This is a genomic window from Arthrobacter monumenti (assembly GCF_054511255.1).
On record NZ_JBTNCY010000014.1, the window covers coordinates 44,208 to 65,490 of the forward strand.

Sequence of the window (21,283 nt, forward strand, 5' to 3'; positions counted from 1 at the left end):
GCCTACAGTGCATGACGCCGGGCGCCCGCAAGCGCCGATCATCTCCAACACCCGTTCAGACCGGGTCCGTGATGTCGCAAAGCTTGCCGGGCGCCCGGCGCGTTTAAAGCGCAGGCAATTTGTGGCTGAGGGCCCGCAGGCCGTGCGTGAGGCGCTGGCTGCTCACCGCCATCGGGGCGCTTCGGAACGAGCGGTCGTCGTTCAATTGTTTGCGACGCAGGAATGCCTCAACCGCTTTCCGGAGTTCGATGTTCCTGTATCCGGCGTGAAACTGCGCTTGGCAACAGATGAAGTGCTCGCGGTGATGGGAGATACGGTCAATTCCCAAGGCGTCATCGCGGTTTGTAACACCATTGATGTCGAACTTGCTGAAGTTCTGGAACGGCGGCCGCGTCTGATTGCGGTTTTCTCGCGGATGCGGGATCCGGGCAATGCGGGAGCGGTGCTGCGCGCCGCGGATGCTGCCGGCGCCGACGCCGTCGTCATCACTGCTTCAAGTGTTGATATCTACAATCCCAAGGCTGTCCGCTCAACTGCTGGATCGATATTCCACGTGCCGGTTGTCGTCGGAGAGGATCTGGGAACGCTGACCCGCCGGCTGGATGGGTCCGGTCTCCAGTTGCTTGCGGCCCATGGGTATGGGAAATATGATCTGGACGTACTCCAGGATGAGTGCGCCACCCGGCGCCTCCAACATGGCGACGTGCCTGCTTCCATGCAAACAGGGGAACGCAGCGATCCGGCTCTCGAACTTCCAAGCGCTTGGATATTCGGTAATGAGGCCCAAGGTCTGAGCGAAGCGGAATTGGCAATGACCGATTTCAGTGTTTCCGTTCCCGTCTACGGATCTGCTGAAAGCCTGAACCTTGCGACGGCGGCCACTGTATGTCTCTATGCCAGCGCCCGTGCCCAACGGACTATGGGTCCCGCAGATTAGGCGTTTTTGCGTCCGGTCACCGCACCGTAGAGGAAGGCGACCAGCGGCCCGCCGACGATGGCCATGATCCATGGTCCGAGGTCATAGAACGAGTTGACTCGCTGCCGAGCTGTAGCGTAGCGAGGTAGAATCCTCAATGTTCGGCGGTATGAAGAACAGGTGGTACGCAGTGGCAGGAAGCGGCGGCACTAAGGCGGTTATCGCGGCTCTGATCGCGAATCTTACGATCGCGGTCTTCAAGTTCGTGGCTTTTATCCTCACCGCATCATCATCGATGCTTGCTGAAGCGATTCACTCCGTTGCAGACTCCGGTAACCAAGTGCTGCTCTTGGTCGGCGGAAAAAAGGCGAAGCGCCAGGCAAGCCCTCAGCACCCCTTCGGCTACGGCCGGGAACGATATATCTATTCATTCCTCGTTGCCATAGTGCTGTTCAGCGTTGGCGGTCTCTTCGCACTCTATGAGGCCTACCAGAAGCTTCAGGATCCGCATCCAATCGAGGGATTTTGGTGGTGGGTGCCGCTCGCCGTTCTCGTTGGCGCAATCGTTGCCGAGTCGTTCTCGTTCCGCACAGCCATCGTTGAGTCGAACCGTGTGCGTGGGGGAAAAAGCTGGGCGGAATTCGTGCGCAAGGCCAAATCGCCGGAGCTACCCGTAATCCTGCTTGAAGATCTCGGAGCGTTGCTCGGACTGACTTTTGCGCTCTTCGGCGTCAGCCTCACTTTGATTACCGGCAACAGCGTTTGGGATGCGGTCGGAACGGCCATGATCGGCATACTCCTGGTCATCATTGCCATCGTCCTTGCGATGGAAACGAAATCTCTCCTGCTTGGTGAATCGGCGACGAAGGAAGACGTGCAGAAGATTGAGCAAGCACTGCGTGGGTCCTCCGGCACCGAAATAGTCCACCTCAAGACCCTGCACCTTGGACCGGAAGAATTGCTGGTGGCAGCAAAGATTGCGATTAGCCGCTCGGATTCTGGCGAAGACGTCGCCGAGGAAATTGATAGTGCGGAACAGCGGATCCGGGAGGCAGTCCCGATTGCTCGGGTAATTTACCTGGAACCGGATGTTTACTCTGCGAAGGCAGCCGCGGCCGATGAAATGCGTTGACGGTTATTCAACTTTCCGCTGAACAGCGCGATTAGCAGACCGAGAACGGCAAGTACAGCACCGACCCGCGCCGGCGCAACGAGTCCCCAGCCCCAGGTAATGACGAGTCCGCCGAGAAATGCCCCGAGTGCGTTGGCTGTGTTCAAGGCGGCATGGTTGAGGGACGCCGCCAAGGATTGCGCGTCCCCGGCGACATCCATCAGCCGGGTCTGCAGCGCCGGCACCAGCATCGAGCCGGCAGCTCCAACCAAGAAGACCAGCAGTATGGCAGACCAGGGAATCCGGACCGCCCAGCTGAATACCAAAAGAACAGTCGCCACTGCAACCATGCAACCGTAGATACTCCCCATCACGGATCGGTCCGCGATTCTGCCACCGATAATATTGCCGACGACCATGCCGATGCCGTAGAGCGCGACGATGAACGGAAGAGCAGTTGAAGGAAGACCCGTAACCTGCGTCATCGTCGGGCTGATGTAGGAGTAAACGGCGAAGAAACCTCCGAAGCCAACGATGCCAATCAGCAGGGCCAGCCAGACCTGGATCCGTTTCAAGGCGCCGAGCTCCCGCCTGATACTCGCGTCGGCAGCGGCATGCTGAAACGGTACGTACTTCGTTACGAGGACAAGTGTCAGCAAACCGATAAGCCCCACGAATACGAACATTAGCCGCCAGCCAAATTGTTGTCCGATCCAGGTGGCCAGGGGAACGCCGATGACGTTCGCGATGGAGAGTCCCAGCATTACCGAGGCGACGGCGCGGGCACGCCGGGTGGGCGGCACCAGGGACGCGGCGATAATGGCCGCGAGCCCGAAATATGCCCCATGCGGCAGGCCCGAAATGAATCGCGTCAGCAGCAGCCAACCAGAATCAGGTGCCACGTAAGAGGAGAGATTTGCCAGGGTAAACAGGAGGATCAATCCCAACGCCACCTTTTTCCTTGGCAATCGTGCACCGAGAACAGCCAGCAATGGTGCCCCCACAACAACACCCACTGCATAGGCGGAGATCAGGTGGCCGCCCATGGCAAGGCTGATTTGCAGATCCTCCACGACATCACCGAGCAGACCCATGATCGCGAACTCGGTGGTGCCAATGGCAAAACCACCCGTGGCGAGGGCAAAGATCGCGAGAGCCGTTCGTGTCTGAACGGCTCTGGCGCCCGCATCGGCCGTCGGCGACGGCTGGACGGACGTGTTGCGCGCGGAGGAAGGCATTGATGTCTTTCGTCGAAAGGAAATTGATACGGCCGCTCCTGCAGCGGCCGCGGTGCCACCTGCGCAGGACTGTCCGGAAGCGAGGCCGGAGGTGGTGCTGAGAATGCCGGTAATTCGATCACTCATTGCCGTTGCAGGGCAGGAACCCCTTCTATACAACAACGGACAGGTGAATTTGTTCCGGCATCAGGATACCGCCGCGGCGCGTAGACTCTGCAGCGTGGAGTCAAATATCACGTCATTGAAGCAAGTCGTCGGTGCCGCCATCGTCGATTCCCTGGCCTCTCCCAGCCGGTTACTCGTCGCCCGAAGGAGCGCACCGCCGGCGTTGGCCGGGTTGTGGGAGTTCCCTGGGGGAAAGGTCGAACCGGGGGAGACTTGCACTCAGGCCCTGCACCGGGAATTGACGGAGGAACTTGGCGTAGCCGTTCGTCTCGGTACAGAAGTCAGAGGCCCCCACGAACAGGGCTGGCTTCTCAACGAAAGTGCAGCGATGCGGGTCTGGTTGGCTGAATTATCGTCAGGTGTTCCGCGTCCGCTGGAAGATCATGACTTGCTCAACTGGTTGGATCTGGCTGCTGCTGAATCACTTGAGACCTTGCCATGGATTCCTGCGGATTATCCGATAGTCGCCGGCCTGCTGTCAGTCATCGGTGAGCCAATCACGAACACCACAGGTCCCGCTTTGGGCCGCTGACGACTGACAAGGTTACCGCGGGGCCAGCCAAGGGCGGAAAGTTAGAAGAGCGTCGGATGGAGATCGCCCATGTGATGCTGATTCGGCCGCCCATTCTGAGGCGAGGGAGGAGGATCCACCGACGCTGGCATGGTTCCTTTCGGGTAGCTGGATTCACCCTCCTGGCCCGAACGGATGAAGCGGGCACCGCCATCGAACCCATGCCGTTTCTTGAAATATCCCACACGTGATGCGAGCCAACGCCGGTAATCCTTCGACGCGTATGTTCCACCGGAATACAGGCGGCGGTATCGTCCAACGAGTTGTGGATGTTCTTGCGCCAGCCATTCCATAAACCACTCCCGGGCACCGGGCCGCAAGTGCAGCGGCCCCGCAGTGACACCGGTCGCTCCAGCGTCAGCAAGCTGGGACAGCAACGAGTCAAGGGCTTCATCCGAATCGGTGAGCCAGGGCAGGATGGGCATCGCCATGACCCCGCAGGGAAGGCCGGCGTCCCGCAACCGGCTGATCAACTGCAGCCGTGCCTTCGGCGTCGGCGTGCCCGGCTCAAGGCGTTTGGCGAGCTCCGGATCGGTCAAGGCCAATGATATTCCCATCCCGATCTCAACCTGCTTGGACGCCTCTTTCAGCAAAGGGATGTCCCGGGCGAGCAACGTCCCCTTAGTCAGTATGGAAAAGGGAGTGCCGGAATCGGCGAGGGCCGAGATAATTTCCGGCATCAGCTGATATCTGCCCTCGGCCCGCTGATACGGGTCCGTATTGGTTCCCATGGCCACATGGTGGCGCTGCCATGAAGCCTTGGACAGTTCTGCCCGCAGCACCTGGCCGGCATTGACCTTCACGACGAGCTGGCTGTCGAAGTCCGGACCGGCATCCAGGTCCAGATAGGTGTGTGTTTTGCGTGCGAAGCAGTAGACGCAGGCATGGCTGCAACCGCGATAGGGGTTGATCGTCCATTCGAAAGGCATTGCGGAACGGCCGCCAACACGGTTCAGAACCGATTTGGCCTGTACCTCGTGGAAAGTCACCCCTGCAAATTCGGGCGTTTGCACCGAGCGCAGGAATCCGGCCATGGGCAGCAGGGCCGGTTCCGACGGCGGGCGTCCGTTCGTCTGATTGCTCCACCTCATACTGTATTCGAACATACTTTCGAGATACATTCAAGGTAGTCTCTGATTATGCCGACAAAGATTCTGCTGACAGGTTTCGAGCCCTTCGGCGGCCAAAGCATAAATCCGTCATGGCGGGCCGTTCAGCTTGCGGCAGCCGGGCTGACTGACGCCGGATATGTAGTCCACACCTTCGAGTTGCCGTGCGTCTTCGGGCAATCCGCCCGGGTCCTCAGCCAGGCACTCGACGACGAGCGGCCAGACCTGGTTTTGTGCGTCGGGCAGGCAGGCGGCCGTGGCCGGCTGTCCCTGGAACGCATCGCGATCAATATCGACGACGCCCGCATCCCGGACAACGCAGGAAACAGCCCGGTGGATTCCCCTGTAGTGGACGGTGGACCGGCCGCATACTTCAGCTCACTGCCCATCAAGGCATCCCTCCGTGAGTTGCTCGGGATGGGAGTAGCCGCCGAGATTTCCCAGTCCGCCGGCACATATGTGTGCAACCACGTTTTCTACGCCCTCATGCATGAACTACAGCGCGGCGTTCACAGCAATGCCAAAGGTGGTTTCGTCCACATCCCCTTCGCGCCGGAGCAGGTGGCTGACAGTTCGGTTGCCAGCATGGAAATAACGACGGCGGCTTCGGCCCTGGCAGCGATTGTCCGGGTCAGTGTGGCCACCGGCGAAGACATTCCCATGGCGGCCGGGGCCACCCACTGATTCGGCAGATTTTTTCCACAGCGATCAGGGATCCCTTGTAACCTGCTGCTGCTGGCGGTAAGAATGCTTCTAGGGGGCAACGAAGCTCCATACTTTTGAAGGAGCTGATCCATGTCCAACCTGGCGAACATCCTGGTCCAGTCCGCGGCGTCCAATCCGGACAAGGTGGCTATCAAAATGGATGACATTGAACTTGGTTACGGTGTCATTGAGGGACTGAGCCAGAGGGTCGCAGGCCTGCTCCAGGCCAACGACATTCAACCCGGGGACCGGGTGGCGTTGATCAGCCCCAATATTCCGCCAATGCCCGCGGTCTACTACGGCATCCTTCGATACGGGGCTGTCGTCGTGCCTTTGAATCCGTTGTTGAAAGCCCGTGAGGTGGAATTTCATTTGAAGGACGCCGGGGCCAAACTCGCGTTCGCCTTCGAAGGGGTTCTCGGGGAAGTGCAGGAGGGAGCTAAGGCCAGCGGCGTCGAAGTGGTCAGTATGGACGCTTCCTTCGCGAAAATGCTTGGCGGCCATGATGCGGTTTCCGCCGTCGCCGAGGCTGATCCTTCGGACACCGCCGTCATTCTCTACACGTCCGGCACGACAGGCAGGCCCAAAGGTGCGGAACTGACGCATGAGAACCTTCGGTCCAATGCGGAGCTGTCCCGCAGCCTGTTCAGCATCACCCCTGATGATGTCCTTTTTGGCGGACTTCCGTTCTTCCACATCTTCGGCCAGACCTGTGCCCTGAACTCGGCCGTCTCCGCTGGTGCCACGATCACGATCCTGCCCAAGTTCGATCCTGTGAAGGCAATGGAAATAATCCAGCGGGACAAGGTCACTATCTTCCTTGGCGTTCCCACTATGTACATTGGCCTGCTCGGGGTGCCGGACCGGGACAATTATGACGTCTCCGCGCTCCGGATGGCAGCCTCGGGCGGTGCTGCGTTGCCGCTGGAAGTGCTGCGCGGGTTTGAATCGTCCTTCGACGCTACTCTCCTGGAGGGATACGGACTTTCCGAGACCTCACCTGTGGTGTGTTTCAACCAGATGGACGGCATCCGCAAACCTGGTTCCATCGGCACCGCCGTCCGCGGGGCGGAATTACGTGTCCTGAATGAGGAGGGCCAGGACGTTCCCCCGGGGGAGGTAGGGGAGCTGGCGGTGTCCGGCGGATACGTGATGAAGGGATATTGGAACAACCCGGAGGCGACCGAAGCGGCCATTCCCGATGGCTGGTTCCGGACCGGCGACATGGCCAGAGTGGATGAGGACAGGGTGTTCTTCATCGTGGACCGGAAGAAGGACATGATTCTGCGCGGCGGATACAACGTTTATCCGCGGGAGGTAGAAGAGGTCCTTTACGAACATCCGGCCGTTTCGGAGGCTGCAGTCCTCGGACAGCCGGACGAGTTGCATGGCGAGGAAGTCGTCGCCGTCGTTGTACTCAAAGAAGACGCTGAACCGGTGGAGCCGGAGGAGATCCGGGACTTTGTGGCGGACCGGATTGCTGCCTATAAGTATCCGCGCCGGGTGGTCATCGCCGACGAGTTGCCCAAAGGACCGACCGGCAAGATCCTCAAACGCGAAATCAAGGTTTGATCAAAGACCATGACGGCCGCGGAAAACGCCGGATGACCGGCCGCTCCGGGTAGCCGCCGTTCCGCAGGCCTGCATGGCGCTCGAATACGTTCCGGGATGCAGGATCGCCGGAACGCCACAGTGACCACACGGCGGCCGCCGCATACAGCGGAAGGAACGGCAGCCCGAGGCAGATTGCATACTGTGTGCTGTGCCTTGCTTCGTGGCCGACCAGCGCAGCTGATGCGGTTGCCTGCGGGCTCCGTTGCCGGAAAAAGACGACGTTGCCGACAGTATAAGCCGCCGCGGCGGGCAGCCGCGGCCGGTATCCGGAAGCGAACAGGAGACCCTGCGGACCCCTGCTGACCGGACTGCGGGTGGCCGCCGCAATGCCGACGCCGAGCGGGGTGGAAAGGTTGACCATGTTGACGATTTGCCGGAGCCTATGACTTCCCTGCATGGCAGTATTCTAACTGCGTTCAATCGATCCCCGGCGGTCTTTTTCGAAGCTGTCGCAGCTGTCAACTAGACTTGCTGTGCCCGACATAACTTCTAAGTGAGAACTGTTGATGACTGAACCCTCCAACGAGTCCCCGGCGGCCAACCCGCTGGACGAAACTTCCGTCAATACCGCCGTGGACCAGGCGCTCGCGGCCATCGCCGCAGCGGCGGACCTGGAAAGTCTGAAGGCTGTCCGCCTCGCCCATACCGGTGACAAGTCGCCCTTGAGCCTGGCCAACCGTGCAATCGGCACGCTGTCCAAGGACCAAAAGGCCAACGCCGGCAAGCTGATGGGCGCTGCCCGCGGACGGGTCAACAAGGCCCTGGCCGAGCGGACAGTGGTGCTTGAGGCCGAACGCGATGCCAACATTCTGGTCGAGGAAGCCGTGGATGTCACGGCCGCTCCCCGGCGTCGCAGGGCCGGAGCCAGACACCCTCTTTCAACGCTTCAGGACAGGGTCAGTGACATCTTCGTCGGAATGGGATGGGAGATCGCAGAAGGTCCCGAAGTCGAATCCGAGTGGTTCAACTTCGACGCCCTGAATTTCAAGCCGGACCACCCTGCACGTGCCATGCAGGACACCTTCTTCGTCGAGCCTCCGGAGGCCCACCTGGTGCTCCGGACCCACACCTCGCCGGTGCAGGTCCGATCGCTGTTGGAGCGTGAACTGCCGGTTTATGTGCTCTGCCCGGGCAAGGTTTTCCGTACCGACGAACTGGACGCCACCCACACCCCGGTCTTCCACCAGTTCGAGGGTCTTGCGGTGGACAAGGACCTGAGCATGGCGGACCTCCGAGGAACACTGGAGCACTTTGCCCGGCTGATGCTCGGCGAAGCGGCGGAGATCCGGCTGCGTCCGGCCTTCTTCCCCTTCACCGAACCATCAGCGGAACTGGATGTCTGGCACCCCGGGGCCAAGGGCGGCCCCCGCTGGATTGAGTGGGGCGGGTGCGGGATGGTCAATCCAGCGGTGCTGTCGGCGGCCGGAATCGATCCGGAGATCTACTCCGGATTCGCCTTCGGAATGGGTATAGAGCGGACGCTGATGTTCCGCAATGACGTCGGCGATATGCACGACATGATCGAAGGCGACGTCAGGTTCAGCGAACACTTCGGGATGGAGATTTAGATGCGGGTCCCACTGTCATGGCTGCGCGAGTACGCCCAAGTGCCGGATGGAGCGAGCGCCGAAGACGTAATGGCCGATCTCGTCCGGGTCGGTCTTGAGGAAGAGGAAGTCCACCGTCCCTCAGACGAACTCTACGGTCCCATAGTTGTGGGCGAGGTGCTCTCCAAGGAGCCGGAGCCGCAGTCCAACGGCAAGACCATCAACTGGTGCCAGGTGCAAGTGGCTCCGGAAGGAACGACGGCGGCGGACGGTGGCGACGCGGTGCACGGCATTGTCTGTGGCGCTGATAATTTCGTCGTTGGCGACAAGGTTGTGGTGACACTTCCCGGGTCCGTGCTGCCCGGGGACTTCAAGATCGCCCCTCGGAAAACCTACGGACACATTTCCGATGGCATGATCGCGTCCGTGCGTGAACTCGGTATTGGCGAGGATCACGATGGGATCTTGGTGTTGTCCACCATTGGGGTGGATGCCGAAATCGGAAGCGACGCCGTCGAGCTCCTGGGACTCAATGACGAGGCCGCCGAAATCAACGTGACCCCGGACCGCGGATACTGCTTCTCGATCCGGGGTGTCGCCCGTGAGTACGCTCACGCGACAGGGACAGGCTTCACCGATCCGGCGGAGCAAGTAACGGTGCCCGGGACGGATGCTGCTGGCTATCCGGTCAGGATTGACGACCAGGCGCCTATTCTCGGCCGGGCCGGCTGCGACCGGTTCGTTGCCCGGACGATCCGGAACCTGGATGTGTCGGCGCCGACACCGCCATGGATGGCTGCCCGGCTGCGGCTTGCCGGTATTCGTTCCATTTCACTCGTTGTTGATGTCACCAACTACGTGATGCTGGAGCTGGGTCAGCCGCTGCACGCGTACGACCTTGACAAGCTCTCCGGCGAGATCGTCGTCCGCCGGGCGCAGCCGGGCGAGAAGCTGCGGACCCTCGACGACCGCGAGCGTGCCCTCGATCAGGAGGACCTGCTGATCACAGACGAATCCGGACCGATCGGAATCGCCGGGGTCATGGGTGGCGAAAGCACGGAGACGTCGGGAGCCACGACCAACGTCCTGATTGAAGCGGCCCATTTTGAGGAAATCAGCATTGCCCGTTCGGCCCGCCGGCACAGGCTCCCCTCCGAAGCATCGCGCCGGTTTGAGCGTGGAGTCGACTGGCATGTCGCCGCCGTTGCGGCCGAACGCGCTATCGGATTGCTTTCCGAACTCGGTGGCGGCACCGCCGACCCGGCTGTCACCGATACCGGAACGGCGCCGGCACCGAGGTCGATCTTCCTGCCGGCCGGCTACACCTCATCGCGGATCGGCATGGAATTCACCGCGGACGAGATTATTTCCACGCTGACCGAGCTGGGGGCGGAAGTTTCTCCCGAGGCGGACGGCTTCACCGTCGTGGCGCCGAGCTGGCGCCCGGACCTGAATGACAAGGCGGACCTGACAGAAGAGGTCGCCCGCTTGGTGGGCTACGACAAGATTCCTTCCCGGTTGCCGGTCGCACCTCCCGGGCGCGGCCTGACGCGCGTTCAGCAGCAGCGGCGCAGGGTCGTCCAGGCGCTGGCCGACGCCGGTCTGACCGAAGTGCTGGCGTATCCCTTTGTCGATGCTGAGTCCAACCAGAGATTCGGTTCAGCGGAGGCAGGCAAAGACCTGCCGGCGATCCGGCTGGCCAATCCGATCAGCGCCGAAGAACCGTTCCTGCGGACTTCGGTGCTTCCGGGACTCCTGGATGTGCTGAAACGCAACGTTTCCCGCGGATTCCGGGATGTGTCGCTCTACGAGACGGGCCTGGTGTTCCTGCCCGGGGAACAGCACGGGACTGCGGAAATTCCTGGACTGGGTGAGCTGCCGCCAGCGGAAATCATTGACTCGCTCCTTGCCGGCATACCGGCTCAACCCCAGCACCTGGGCGTGGTCATGTCTGGATGCAACTCGCCGGCCGGTGCGGGACACGATCCCCGCCCGTACGATTGGGCGGACGCGTTGGATGTTGCCGCGCTGGTCGGTTCAGTACTCGGCGTCGAGGTGATTACGAGACAGGGCCAGCATCAGGCGTTTCACCCTGGCCGGACGGCGCAGCTATTGCTCCGGTCCGGGACTGTGGTCGGCTACGCCGGAGAACTGCACCCTAAGGTGCTGGCTGCCGTGGACGCCCCGGCCAGGACTGTCGCGTTGGAGCTGGATCTCGATGCGCTGTTCGAAGCGGCTGCGGACGTTATCGTCGCCAAGTCGATTCCCACTTATCCCGTTGCGACCCAGGACGTTGCCCTTGTCGTTGATGCCGGGGTGCCGGCCAGCGCGGTGCTTGACGTTCTCCGGGAAGGTGCGGGCGACCTGTTGGAGGATGTTTCCCTCTTCGACGTGTATTCCGGAACGGGAATCGAGGAGGGGCGGAAGTCGCTGGCGTTCAGCCTGAGATTCCGTGCTCCGGATCGTACCCTGACCGCCGACGAGGCATCCGCTTCCCGCGAAGCTGCGGTGGCCCTGGCTGCCGAGCGTCTCGGCGCCGTACAACGAGGATAAGCTGTTCTGCCGGCCGGACTGCTTCCGGCCGGCAGAGTACTATTAGCCGGCCTGCGAATCCGGCACGAGGAGTACTTTGCCGGTCGTCTTGCGACCCTGGAGGTCACGGTGGGCTCCGGCGGCATCGGCCAGCGGGTAAGTCGCACCGATACTGACGGACAGGTCGCCGGACAGGACAGCATTAAACAGGTCCGACGAGCGCCATCTGCGCTCGTCGGCGTCCAGCAGGTAGTCGGCGAGTTTCGGCCGGGTGACGTACAGCGATCCTCCGGCGTTGAGCCGCTGCAGATCGAATTCGGGAACCGGGCCGGAGGCGCCTCCGAAGAGCACGAGTGTTCCCCGGGTGCGCAGGCTCGCCAGTGAGTCATCAAACGTCGCCTTCCCGACGCCGTCGAACACTACATCCACGCCTGTTCCGCCGGTCAGCTCACTAATGTTAGGCACGAGCCCCTCATATCCCAGGACTTCGTCCGCACCGGCTTTCCTGGCCAGCGACTCCTTCTCTTCGCTCGAAACCGTTGTGATGACCCGTGCACCCTTCGCCTTGAGCAGCTGGGTCAGGAGAAGGCCCACACCACCGGCGCCGGCATGCGTCAATACGGTTTGCCCCGCCTTCACCTCGAAAGTGGAGTTAATCAAGTAGTGCGCCGTCATACCCTGCAGGGGCAGTGCCGCAGCGGCATGGTCGGAGATTCCCTCCGGTACAGGCAGCGACTTATCCGCGTCGATAAGCATGTACTGGGCGTAGGACGCCGAGCCTTCAGCGGTCGCCACGCGGTCCCCGGTTGAGAACCCGGTGACACCGGTGCCGACCGCCACAACTTCGCCGGCGGCCTCACTACCCGGCGTGAACGGGAAATCCACCGGATAAATCCCACTTCGCTGGTACGTCTCGATGAAGTTCACGCCGCTTGCGGCGACGTTGACGAGCAGCTGTCCAGGGCCGGGTTCCGGCACCTCGGTCTCAGCCAGTTCCAGTACTTCCGGGCCGCCTGCGCGGGCGGCAACAATCGCATAGCTCATTCCGCCAGTCTAGGCCGCAAGCTGGATCGGCCAGTAGGTTTAGGTCGCGGTGATTTCCACAGTCCGCGAGCCGAGGACAGTTTTGTCGATCCAGTTGTGGAAATCCATCGTCAGGTAGTAAGTCCCGGCCTCCGGGGGATGCAACAGCATGTCGTAGCGCTCTGCTGCTCCGGAAGTGACGATGCTCGTCATCATCGGGTAGTCGGTGAAATGACACGGCCGGCAGGGACCGTAACGCGAGGTTTCGCGGAAAGCGCGGCCGTCATGGGAGATCAGCTCTGCCATCTTTACGGGCTTTCCGTTACTGTCGGTAAACCGCATGGTGTTCGGCGAGTAGCTGCAATTGAGCAGCCGCAGCAAGGTCGGCGCGCGATCACCTCCGGCGACGTTGGCCCGCATGTTCTGCAGACTCCAGACATGCTCGCCGCCAGGACGGTGGGCAAGTTCTCCGCCGAGCAGGTAGAAGTGCGTTGGCCGGAAATTGTTGAGGCCTACGTCCTCACCGGACAGCCCCTCAGCGTGGTTGTAGTCGTGCCAGCGGGGGTCCACCGAGTACGGAGCGATGAGCGTCTCCGTATCGATGTCGTACTCCGGTCCATCGATGAAGATCCTCCGGGTCACTCCCTCGGTGACCGGAAAGACCGGGTGCACCACCGGATCGATAATCAGCGGCCCGAACATGCCCAATTGCACGTGCAGGGTGGTGTTCACATGGCAATGGTAGAAGTACGTTCCGGCGCTGCCGAGGTTGGGATCGCCGGGCCAGCCGACTTCCGGTAGCCATTGATAGGTGTACTGCCCTTCGATTTCAAAGGACGTGTGCCCGACGCCGTCGTTGCGCGGATCCGGTTCAAGCCCATGCCAGTGGGTGGTGTGCGGTCCCTTGCTGGGGTGGGTGGTCCCATGGAAGAGTTGCCCCTCCTTGAGGCGGATCAGCGGGCCGGGAAAAGCGCGGTCACCGGCATCGTCATTGAAGGACATGATCTCGTGTACCGCGCCGTCGTCGAACCGCAGATCCCGGCGGAACACATCAAGTTCGATGGAGACGTCCGGCTGTTCCCAGTACTCGGTAACCGGATTCTCTTCCTGGTTCTGGTTGGAGCTGAAGTCGACCTGGCTGTCGTAGAAATGCTCGTGGGCTGAAGTAGTCATCAGATTGCTCCTGTAATCGGGGCTGCCAGGGTCCAGTGACCCACGAGACCGCCTGGGTACATGCCACCCGCCGCCGTCTGGGACGGCTCAGCGTGGCAGTGCATCGGGTAGTGCCAGTCAACGTTGCGGTTGGTCCACACAGTTTCGGTGCAGTCCGGTGGACGCTTGATTGGAATCAGGCTTTCTTTCCGGTCCATCGGTTCCAGCTCAATGACGTCCTCCCATTGCTGCAACACAACGTGCCCGTCATCGTCGATGAAGCCGCCAGTGCGGGGGAAGTCGTAGCCATTGCGCCGCACAGTCCACAAGTGGTTGCCGTGAAAGTGCATCTGGTGGAACACGATGCCCGGGTTGACCAGGCGGACGAGTTGCCCCGTACTGACCGAATCGGAGGTGTAACCGAGGCTGAGGTCGCGGGAATCGATGTGCCGGGCTGATCCGGAAATGAGCGTATCCTCCATCCGCGTCCGGTTGAGAGCGTCGTTCCGGGTGATGCCCAGTGACTCGTAGCCCGCCTTGCCATTGAGCGTGAAGTACCGTGGCACGGGCTTGTCGACCCTCGGATCCACGGTGCCGCCGGCGGCTGCAGTTTTTGCCCATTCCGGCTCGACGTCATGGCAAATCCATATCCACTGCCGCTCAAACTCAGCCGCGCCGGGCTTCACGCACCAGGGGTCGCTGGGATCCATCACAATCAGGGCGCCAAACAGTCCGAGGGTTCGTTCCACCGGGGTGTTTGTCGGGTCGCTGTAGATGTAGCTGCCACAGTCCGGGGCGGCAAATTCGAGGTCCTTGTACTTGCCCGGTGCGATTTCCCCGGTGCCAACGTCCGCGCCGCCGTCGCCGGCGTTGTGGAATGTCAGCTGGTGTGGTTGCGCAAGGCGGTTGTGAACACGGATCTTGATCGTGCTGCCGTATTCGGCCACGATCGTGCGCTCCGGGAAGTAACTGGCCCAGTACGCTCTCCTGACAAGGTAGGAGCCAGGATGCGCCGGATCCGGGGCGAGTGGCTCCGGACGGCCATTTGGAGGCAACGCCGCGCCAAGTGGATACGTCCGGCTGGGAATCACCTCGTTGTTGGCGGTGATAATCTGCGCCGGAATTGTCAGGCTCGGATTCGCATCCTGAAGATCGCTAGGCCGGTCCCCGAAACCGCGGTGATACACCAAGGAGTCGTCGACCATTTTCAAATAGCCATCATTGATGTACATCTGCAGGACGCCGGGTATCGGCAGCGCCGCCTCCGGTGCAGCGGCCCGCAGCATTGTCGGCGACTGCGCGGATGTCTGTCCGCTGATGGCGCCCAGTGACAACAGGCCTGTTCCCGCCGCCGCTGAGCCGAATTTCAACGCTTCGCGGCGGTCGGGACCACTCGTGGTTCGAAGGGAGTTCATAACCGTGCCTCCATAGCGGGTCGATTCCGGACCGTGGGAAGCTCCAGCGCGACAATGCGCTGTTCCCAGGGGTCCGAAAATTCGGCTGAGATCTTGTCCGTATCGGACGGGGCGAGATAGCTGATGGCAAACCGCTCGGTTGCGCCGGCCGCGATCGGCCCGGACTGGCGGCCTGTACCGTTCGGGGTAACGCCAATACCGTCATCGCCGACTTTCAGTCTTAGCTGTCCGGCCGATAGGAGGATCGGGTAGGTCTGCAGGTTCTGGACTTCAAGCTCAACCAGAACGACGTCGGCCCAAGTGTGGTTGCCCGGTTCCCGGCTCCCCGTGCCCCCGTGGCTGTGGCCCGATGAGACTCCGGTCGCCGAAGCCTCGCTGGCAGAGAGCCGCGGCCGGCGCTCCGCCTTGCGGATTTCCACGGTTCCGAAACTCGTTTGCCGCCCCCGGGCGCCGGTGTTGCCCCGTGCCCATGCCATCACTCCGGCCGCTCCAGCGAGGAGGAAGGCACCACCGCTGGCCATCACCCCAACCTGGCGGCGGGAGAAGAGCGGAACAGCCACCTCATCCGGCACGGCTGCATCGATAAGTGTTGCCCCGGACGGTTCCCCGTCCTCTGGCTTGGGCTGTAGTTGCGATTCCACGGCCGGCCCCCCCGATCTGTGACAAATAGACTGTATTCATCTTGTTGGGCACCGGTTGGGAAAACCTTGAACGGACAATAACCGCAAGGATGTATAAATATTGGCTTCCACGCATAATAAACCGTTAGAGTTGGGTTATGACTTTTTCTGTTGCTGTTTCCGGTGCCAGTGGATATGCCGGTGGTGAGGCCCTCCGGCTGCTTTCTTCCCATCCAAATGTGCGGATCGGCGCGATCACGGCGCACAGCAATGCCGGTTCGAGACTTGGCGAACTGCAACCGCACCTGCATTCCCTGAGCCACCGGCTGCTGGAGGAAACCACCGCGGAGAATCTGGCCGGGCACGACGTCGTCGTTCTTGCCTTGCCGCACGGTGCCAGTGCCGAGATGGCGTCCCGGCTGCCCGAATCCACACTGGTCATCGATGCGGGAGCGGACCATCGGCTTGAGGATGCGGCTGCGTGGGAGAAGTTTTACGGATCCTCCCATGCCGGAACGTGGCCCTACGGCCTGCCGGAGTTGCCGGGCCAGCGGGAGAAGCTGCGCGGGGCAAAGCGGATTGCCGTTCCGGGCTGCTATCCCACCAGTTCGCTGCTGGCCCTGTTGCCTGGGTTCGCCGCGGGATTCCTGGAGAACGACGACGTCGTGATCGTGGCTGCCTCGGGCTCCTCCGGTGCGGGGAAGTCGATTAAACCCCACCTGCTCGGCGCCGAAGTCATGGGCGGCATGAGCCCCTACGGTGTGGGCGGAGGACACCGGCACACCCCGGAAATCGAGCAGGGCCTCTCGCTCGCCGCGGGGGCTCCGGTGCAGATTTCCTTTACCCCAACGCTGGCTCCTATGAGCCGGGGGATCCTCAGCACCGCCACCGCAAAAGTGAAGGCCGGCGCCGGCGTCGATCCTGCCGACCTGCGCGAAGCGTGGGTCAACGCCTACGAAAATGAACCGTTTGTGCACGTGCTGCCGGAGGGCCAGTGGCCAACGACAAAAGCGGTGCTGGGATCCAATCATGCCGTCCTGCAGGTGGCCTACGACGAACATGCCGGACGCGCGATCGTCAGTTGCGCCATCGACAATCTGACCAAGGGCACGGCAGGCGGGGCAGTCCAGTCAATGAACCTGGCCCTCGGCCTCGATGAAACAGCCGGCCTCGACTTCGAGGCGGTGGCACCATGAGCGGAATTACCGAACCGGCTGGATTCCGGGCCTCCGGCGTGACCGCGGGGCTGAAGGCGTCCGGCGGAGCCGACGTGGCGCTGGTGGTGAACGATGGTCCAGCGAAGGCAGCCGCGGCTGTGTTTACATCCAACCGGGTGGCGGCCGCGCCGGTGCACTGGTCCCGGCAGGTTGTTTCCGATGGGCGGGTCGATGCCGTCATCCTCAACTCCGGCGGAGCGAACGCCTGCACCGGTCCCGAAGGGTTCCAGAACACGCACACCACGGCGGAGAAGACAGCGGAGGCACTCGGATTTTCCGCCACGGATGTTTTTGTCTGCTCGACCGGGCTGATCGGCGAACAACTGCCGATGGATAAACTCCTGCCCGGCGTCGCAGCCGCTGTATCAAATGTGCATTCCGACGGCGGTACGGAGGCCGCGAAGGCCATCATGACCACCGATTCGGTCGCCAAGGAAGCGGTAGCGGCCGGAACCGGCTACACCATCGGCGGCATGGCCAAAGGTGCCGGAATGCTGGCTCCGGGCCTTGCCACCATGCTCGTGGTGCTGACTACGGATGCGGACCTGCCGGCGCCGGAACTCGACTCCGCCTTGCGGCAGGCAACGCGGGTGACCTTCGACCGGACGGACTCCGACGGCTGCATGTCCACCAACGACACAGTCGTGCTGTTGGCCTCCGGGGCCGCCGGCGTCGTTCCGGAGCGCGAAGAATTCACGGCGGCGCTGACCGACGTATGCAGCAGCCTGGCGGAGCAGCTGATTACGGATGCCGAAGGCGCCTCGCACGATATCGCCATCACCACCATCAATGCCGCCACTGAAGAAGATGCCGAGACGGTCGGCCGCGCCGTTGCCCGCTCCAACCTGTTCAAGACCGCAATCTTCGGTATGGATCCGAACTGGGGCAGGGTGCTCTCGGCAGTGGGAACCACCGATGCGGTATTCGAACCGGACGAGTTGAACGTGGCCATCAACGGGGTGCAGATCTGCCGCAACGGCGGCATCGGCGACTCCCGTGACCTGGTGGATTTGAGCGGCCGGAAAGTGACGGTCGAAATTGATCTGAACGCCGGACAGGCCGGTGCGACCATCTGGACCAATGACCTGACCCACGAGTACGTGCATGAGAACAGTGCCTACAGCAGTTGAGGAAGCCATGGAACCGTCTGTACTGATCGCCCAGGATAAGGCGGAAACCTTAGTCGAGGCGTTGCCCTGGATCCAGCGCTTCGCGGGCAGCATTGTCGTAATCAAATACGGTGGCAACGCGATGGTCAACAACGAACTGCGCCGCGCGTTCGCCGAGGACGTGGTGTTCCTGCATCACGTGGGCATCAAGCCCGTCGTCGTCCACGGCGGGGGTCCGCAGATCAATAACATGCTCGAAAAGCTCGGCATCCAGTCCCGCTTCCGGGCCGGCCTGCGCGTCACCACCCCGGAAGCGATGGATGTTGTCCGGATGGTTCTCACAGGGCAGGTCGGCCGCGAGCTGGTGGGCTTGATCAATGCCCACGGGCCCTACGCCGTCGGACTCAGCGGGGAGGACGGGGGACTACTGCAAGCGGAACGGCGCGGCGCAATGGTCGACGGCGATGAGGTAGACCTTGGACTCGTCGGCGAGGTGACGGGGGTCAATCCGGCCGCCATTGTGGACCTGCTGGAAGCGGGCAGGATACCGGTCATTTCCACCGTCGCTCCGGAAACCTTTCCGGCCCCCACCGGCGAGGTGCTCAACGTCAACGCCGACTCCGCCGCGGCGGCGCTCGCGGTTGCGTTGAAGTCGTCCAAAATGGTCATCCTGACCGATGTCGAGGGGCTGTACCGGAACTGGCCGGACCGCAACTCGCTGATTTCATCACTGGCCGCGGACGAGCTGCGCGCAATGCTGCCCGGTCTCGAATCGGGAATGATTCCGAAGATGACGGCCTGCCTGAAGGCGGTGGATGAGGGCGTGCCGCGGGCGCATATCGTCGATGGCCGCACACCGCATTCGCTGCTGCTGGAAATTTTCACCGCTTCCGGTATTGGAACGCAGATCGTGCCCGACAGTGAGGAGACGCCATGAGCGGAAATCCCGACCCGTGGAATGAGCGTTACACGAAGTCGCTGCTGGGCGTCTTCGGAACGCCGCAACGCGTGCTGGTGCGCGGCTCCGGCTGCTCGGTATGGGACGACGCGGGCAACGAGTATCTGGACCTGCTCGGTGGAATCGCGGTGAATGCTCTCGGCCATGCCCATCCCGCGTTGACCGGCGCCATCACGGCGCAGCTTGAGACTCTCGGCCACATCTCCAACTTCTTCACCAGTCCGCCGCAGGTGCAGCTGGCGGAAAAACTGTTGAGCATCACCGGTGCCCCGGACGGTTCCAAAGTCTTCTTCACGAATTCCGGCACCGAAGCCAACGAAGCCGCCTTCAAGCTCGCCCGCAAACACGGACGGGATTCCGGCGGCGAAGGTGCGGGCAGCGGGGACGGGAAACCGGGAGCCAGCGTCCCCGGCCGGAACCGGATAATCGCTTTGGAAGGCGCGTTTCACGGCCGCACCATGGGAGCCTTGGCCCTGACCGCCAAGGAGGCCTACAAAGCACCGTTTGAGCCGCTGCCCGGACCGGTGACGCATCTTCCATTTGGCGATATCGCCGCACTGGAGGAGGCAGTCGACGAAACAGTCGCCGCCGTCTTCCTTGAACCGATCCAGGGCGAGGCCGGAGTCAGGCCCTTGCCGGACGGGTATTTGAAAGCCGCCCGGCAGCTGACCACCGACGCCGGCGCACTATTGATCATCGACGAGGTGCAGACAGGTATCGGCCGGACCGGCTCCTGGCTGTGTTCGGGTGGCGAAGTTATGCCCGACGCCGTAACCCTCGCCAAGGGTCTTGGCGGCGGGATTCCCATCGGTGCGATGGTCACGTTCGGCGAGGGGCCGTCGTCGTTAATGGCGGCCGGTGACCATGGGACCACCTTTGGCGGAAACCCGGTGGCCACCGCCGCGGCGCTGGCAACCCTGGAAAGCATCGAATCGGAAGGGCTGCTCGAGCACGCTGCCGGGCTTGGAACTTACCTGCAGAGCCGGCTGAAGGCTGTGGACCACGTCGTGCAGGTCCGTGGCGCGGGCTTGTTGATCGCGTTCGATCTTGACGCTCCGGTGTCGGCGAAGCTCGTCACGGCCGCACTGGAACACGGCTTCATCATCAACAGTCCGGGTCCGGAGACCATCAGGCTTGCCCCGCCGTTGATCCTCACCCAACAACAGGCAGACCGGTTCCTGGCCGCGCTCCCGCAACTGATTGAGCAGGCCATCGACGACCAGAAGGAGAATGCATGACCCGCCACTTTCTACTCGACACGGACTTGAGTCCGGCCGAGCAGGCCGAGGTGCTTGAACTCGCCGTCACTATGAAGGCGGACCGGTTTGGCCGCAAGCCATTTGCCGGCCCGCAGACAGTGGCCGTCATCTTCGACAAGACCTCCACCCGGACCCGCGTGTCCTTTGCCGCGGGCGTGGCGGATCTGGGTGGTACGCCGCTGATCATCGGTGCGGGCGATGCCCAGCTGGGACATAAGGAATCCATCGCCGACACCGCCCGGGTGCTCGAACGCATGGTCGCCACTATTGTGTGGCGCACCTTCGAGCAGTCGGGCTTGGAGGAAATGGCGGCACATTCTTCGGTGCCGGTCATTAACGCCCTGTCCGACGAGTATCACCCCTGCCAGTTGCTGGCGGACCTGCTGACCGTCAAGGAGCACAAAGGGCGGCTGGACGGGCTGACCATGAGCTACCTGGGCGACGGGGCCAACAACATGGCGGCCTCCTACCTGCTGGCCGGTGCCACCGCCGGAATGCACGTCCGGATCGGCACTCCGGAATCCTACCTGCCTTCGGAGACGGTGATTTCGGCTGCCAGGGAACGTGCGGCGGAAACCGACGGCTCCATCCTGATTACCTCGGATCCGGCCGAAGCGTTGGCGGGTGCGGATGTGCTGGCCACCGACACCTGGATCTCCATGGGCCAGGAAGACGAACAACAGGCACGGGCGGACGTGTTCAAGCCCTACTCCATCGATTCCGCCGCGCTGGCACAGGCCGCTCCCGACGCCGTCGTACTTCACTGCCTCCCCGCCTACCGCGGGCTGGAAATATCCGCGGACGTGATCGACGGTCCGCAGTCTGTGGTCTGGGACGAGGCGGAAAACCGCCTGCATGCACAGAAGGCACTGATGGCCTGGTTGATGGAGCAGTCAGGGCACACGCCGGCAGGGGCGGCCACGCGATGAGCACCAGGAAGACCGGACCAGGCGGCGCGGAGGAGGTGGCCGGCGCTGCGGAGACGGAAGGCCGGACCAATCCCGCCGCGGGGACAGAGGGCG

The 21,283-nt window shown here is 62.3% G+C and carries 20 protein-coding genes; 12 read left to right on the plus strand and 8 right to left on the minus strand.

What is annotated here, in order from left to right; genetic code table 11:
* Positions 1 to 7: 7 nt before the first annotated feature.
* Positions 8 to 937 carry a TrmH family RNA methyltransferase gene (locus ACX80B_RS17190; RefSeq protein WP_459298411.1) on the plus strand — a complete coding sequence of 310 codons (930 nt, stop codon included), beginning with the start codon at positions 8 to 10 and terminating at the stop codon, positions 935 to 937.
* On the opposite strand, the gene ACX80B_RS17195 is transcribed toward ACX80B_RS17190, so the two are convergent.
* Complete coding sequence (locus ACX80B_RS17195) at positions 934 to 1,074, minus strand: hypothetical protein (RefSeq protein WP_459298413.1); 141 nt, start codon at positions 1,072 to 1,074, stop codon at positions 934 to 936. The two genes, ACX80B_RS17190 and ACX80B_RS17195, sit on opposite strands and share 4 nt — an antisense overlap.
* Positions 1,075 to 1,106: 32 nt before the next feature.
* Here ACX80B_RS17195 and ACX80B_RS17200 point away from each other — a divergent pair, with 32 nt between their 5' ends.
* Entirely contained in the window at positions 1,107 to 2,048 is a 942-nt protein-coding gene (locus ACX80B_RS17200) for a cation diffusion facilitator family transporter (RefSeq protein WP_459298457.1), read from the plus strand.
* Here the strand turns inward: ACX80B_RS17200 and ACX80B_RS17205 are convergent.
* Complete coding sequence (locus ACX80B_RS17205; protein WP_459298459.1) at positions 2,009 to 3,265, minus strand: MFS transporter; 1,257 nt, start codon at positions 3,263 to 3,265, stop codon at positions 2,009 to 2,011. The genes ACX80B_RS17200 and ACX80B_RS17205 overlap by 40 nt on opposite strands.
* 232 nt (positions 3,266 to 3,497) lie before the next feature.
* On the opposite strand from ACX80B_RS17205, the gene ACX80B_RS17210 reads away from it, so the two are divergent.
* On the plus strand, positions 3,498 to 3,962 hold the full coding sequence (locus ACX80B_RS17210) for a (deoxy)nucleoside triphosphate pyrophosphohydrolase (protein ID WP_459298461.1): 465 nt from the start codon (positions 3,498 to 3,500) through the stop codon (positions 3,960 to 3,962).
* A 41-nt stretch (positions 3,963 to 4,003) separates the two neighbouring features.
* On the opposite strand, the gene ACX80B_RS17215 is transcribed toward ACX80B_RS17210, so the two are convergent.
* Entirely contained in the window at positions 4,004 to 5,092 is a 1,089-nt protein-coding gene (locus ACX80B_RS17215; RefSeq protein WP_459298415.1) for an Rv2578c family radical SAM protein, read from the minus strand.
* Between the two features lie 48 nt (positions 5,093 to 5,140).
* Between ACX80B_RS17215 and pcp the strand changes: the two genes are divergently transcribed.
* Both pcp and ACX80B_RS17225 read left to right on the plus strand, forming a co-directional pair.
* A complete protein-coding gene (pcp, locus tag ACX80B_RS17220) occupies positions 5,141 to 5,794 on the plus strand; it encodes a pyroglutamyl-peptidase I (protein ID WP_459298417.1) in 654 nt (217 codons plus the stop codon).
* A 111-nt stretch (positions 5,795 to 5,905) separates the two neighbouring features.
* Positions 5,906 to 7,387 (plus strand): long-chain-fatty-acid--CoA ligase, encoded by a 1,482-nt coding sequence (locus ACX80B_RS17225; RefSeq protein ID WP_459298419.1) that lies wholly within the window; start codon positions 5,906 to 5,908, stop codon positions 7,385 to 7,387.
* Here the strand turns inward: ACX80B_RS17225 and ACX80B_RS17230 are convergent.
* The gene (locus tag ACX80B_RS17230; RefSeq protein WP_459298421.1) at positions 7,377 to 7,826 is read right to left on the minus strand and encodes an eCIS core domain-containing protein; all 450 of its coding nucleotides are present in this window, start codon (positions 7,824 to 7,826) and stop codon (positions 7,377 to 7,379) included. The genes ACX80B_RS17225 and ACX80B_RS17230 overlap by 11 nt on opposite strands.
* Positions 7,827 to 7,935: 109 nt before the next feature.
* Here ACX80B_RS17230 and pheS point away from each other — a divergent pair, with 109 nt between their 5' ends.
* Positions 7,936 to 8,997 carry a phenylalanine--tRNA ligase subunit alpha gene (gene pheS, locus ACX80B_RS17235; RefSeq protein WP_459298424.1) on the plus strand — a complete coding sequence of 354 codons (1,062 nt, stop codon included), beginning with the start codon at positions 7,936 to 7,938 and terminating at the stop codon, positions 8,995 to 8,997.
* Complete coding sequence (gene pheT / locus ACX80B_RS17240; RefSeq protein WP_459298426.1) at positions 8,998 to 11,529, plus strand: phenylalanine--tRNA ligase subunit beta; 2,532 nt, start codon at positions 8,998 to 9,000, stop codon at positions 11,527 to 11,529.
* Between the two features lie 42 nt (positions 11,530 to 11,571).
* On the opposite strand, the gene ACX80B_RS17245 is transcribed toward pheT, so the two are convergent.
* From ACX80B_RS17245 to ACX80B_RS17260, 4 genes are read right to left on the minus strand one after another with little or no spacing between them, the layout of a single operon-like run.
* Complete coding sequence (locus tag ACX80B_RS17245; RefSeq protein WP_459298428.1) at positions 11,572 to 12,552, minus strand: quinone oxidoreductase family protein; 981 nt, start codon at positions 12,550 to 12,552, stop codon at positions 11,572 to 11,574.
* A 39-nt stretch (positions 12,553 to 12,591) separates the two neighbouring features.
* On the minus strand, positions 12,592 to 13,704 hold the full coding sequence (locus tag ACX80B_RS17250) for a multicopper oxidase domain-containing protein (protein WP_459298429.1): 1,113 nt from the start codon (positions 13,702 to 13,704) through the stop codon (positions 12,592 to 12,594).
* The gene (locus tag ACX80B_RS17255) at positions 13,704 to 15,098 is read right to left on the minus strand and encodes a multicopper oxidase domain-containing protein (protein ID WP_459298431.1); all 1,395 of its coding nucleotides are present in this window, start codon (positions 15,096 to 15,098) and stop codon (positions 13,704 to 13,706) included. Before ACX80B_RS17255 ends, ACX80B_RS17250 begins: the two co-directional genes overlap by 1 nt.
* Positions 15,095 to 15,739, minus strand: coding sequence for a hypothetical protein (locus ACX80B_RS17260; RefSeq protein WP_459298433.1), 645 nt, complete (start codon positions 15,737 to 15,739; stop codon positions 15,095 to 15,097). Before ACX80B_RS17260 ends, ACX80B_RS17255 begins: the two co-directional genes overlap by 4 nt.
* A gap of 137 nt (positions 15,740 to 15,876) precedes the next feature.
* On the opposite strand from ACX80B_RS17260, the gene argC reads away from it, so the two are divergent.
* The 5 genes from argC to argF are packed head-to-tail and all read left to right on the plus strand — an operon-like array spanning position 15,877 to position 21,190.
* The gene (gene argC / locus ACX80B_RS17265; protein ID WP_459298435.1) at positions 15,877 to 16,914 is read left to right on the plus strand and encodes an N-acetyl-gamma-glutamyl-phosphate reductase; all 1,038 of its coding nucleotides are present in this window, start codon (positions 15,877 to 15,879) and stop codon (positions 16,912 to 16,914) included.
* Positions 16,911 to 18,065 (plus strand): bifunctional glutamate N-acetyltransferase/amino-acid acetyltransferase ArgJ, encoded by a 1,155-nt coding sequence (gene argJ / locus ACX80B_RS17270; RefSeq protein ID WP_459298437.1) that lies wholly within the window; start codon positions 16,911 to 16,913, stop codon positions 18,063 to 18,065. The genes argC and argJ overlap by 4 nt, the downstream gene beginning before the upstream one ends.
* A 7-nt stretch (positions 18,066 to 18,072) precedes the next feature.
* Positions 18,073 to 18,981: an acetylglutamate kinase gene (gene argB / locus ACX80B_RS17275; protein WP_459298439.1), complete on the plus strand. Its 909-nt coding sequence runs from the start codon at positions 18,073 to 18,075 to the stop codon at positions 18,979 to 18,981.
* Positions 18,978 to 20,240, plus strand: coding sequence for an acetylornithine transaminase (locus tag ACX80B_RS17280; protein WP_459298441.1), 1,263 nt, complete (start codon positions 18,978 to 18,980; stop codon positions 20,238 to 20,240). The genes argB and ACX80B_RS17280 overlap by 4 nt, the downstream gene beginning before the upstream one ends.
* A complete protein-coding gene (gene argF, locus ACX80B_RS17285; protein ID WP_459298443.1) occupies positions 20,237 to 21,190 on the plus strand; it encodes an ornithine carbamoyltransferase in 954 nt (317 codons plus the stop codon). Before ACX80B_RS17280 ends, argF begins: the two co-directional genes overlap by 4 nt.
* Positions 21,191 to 21,283 lie beyond the last annotated feature (93 nt).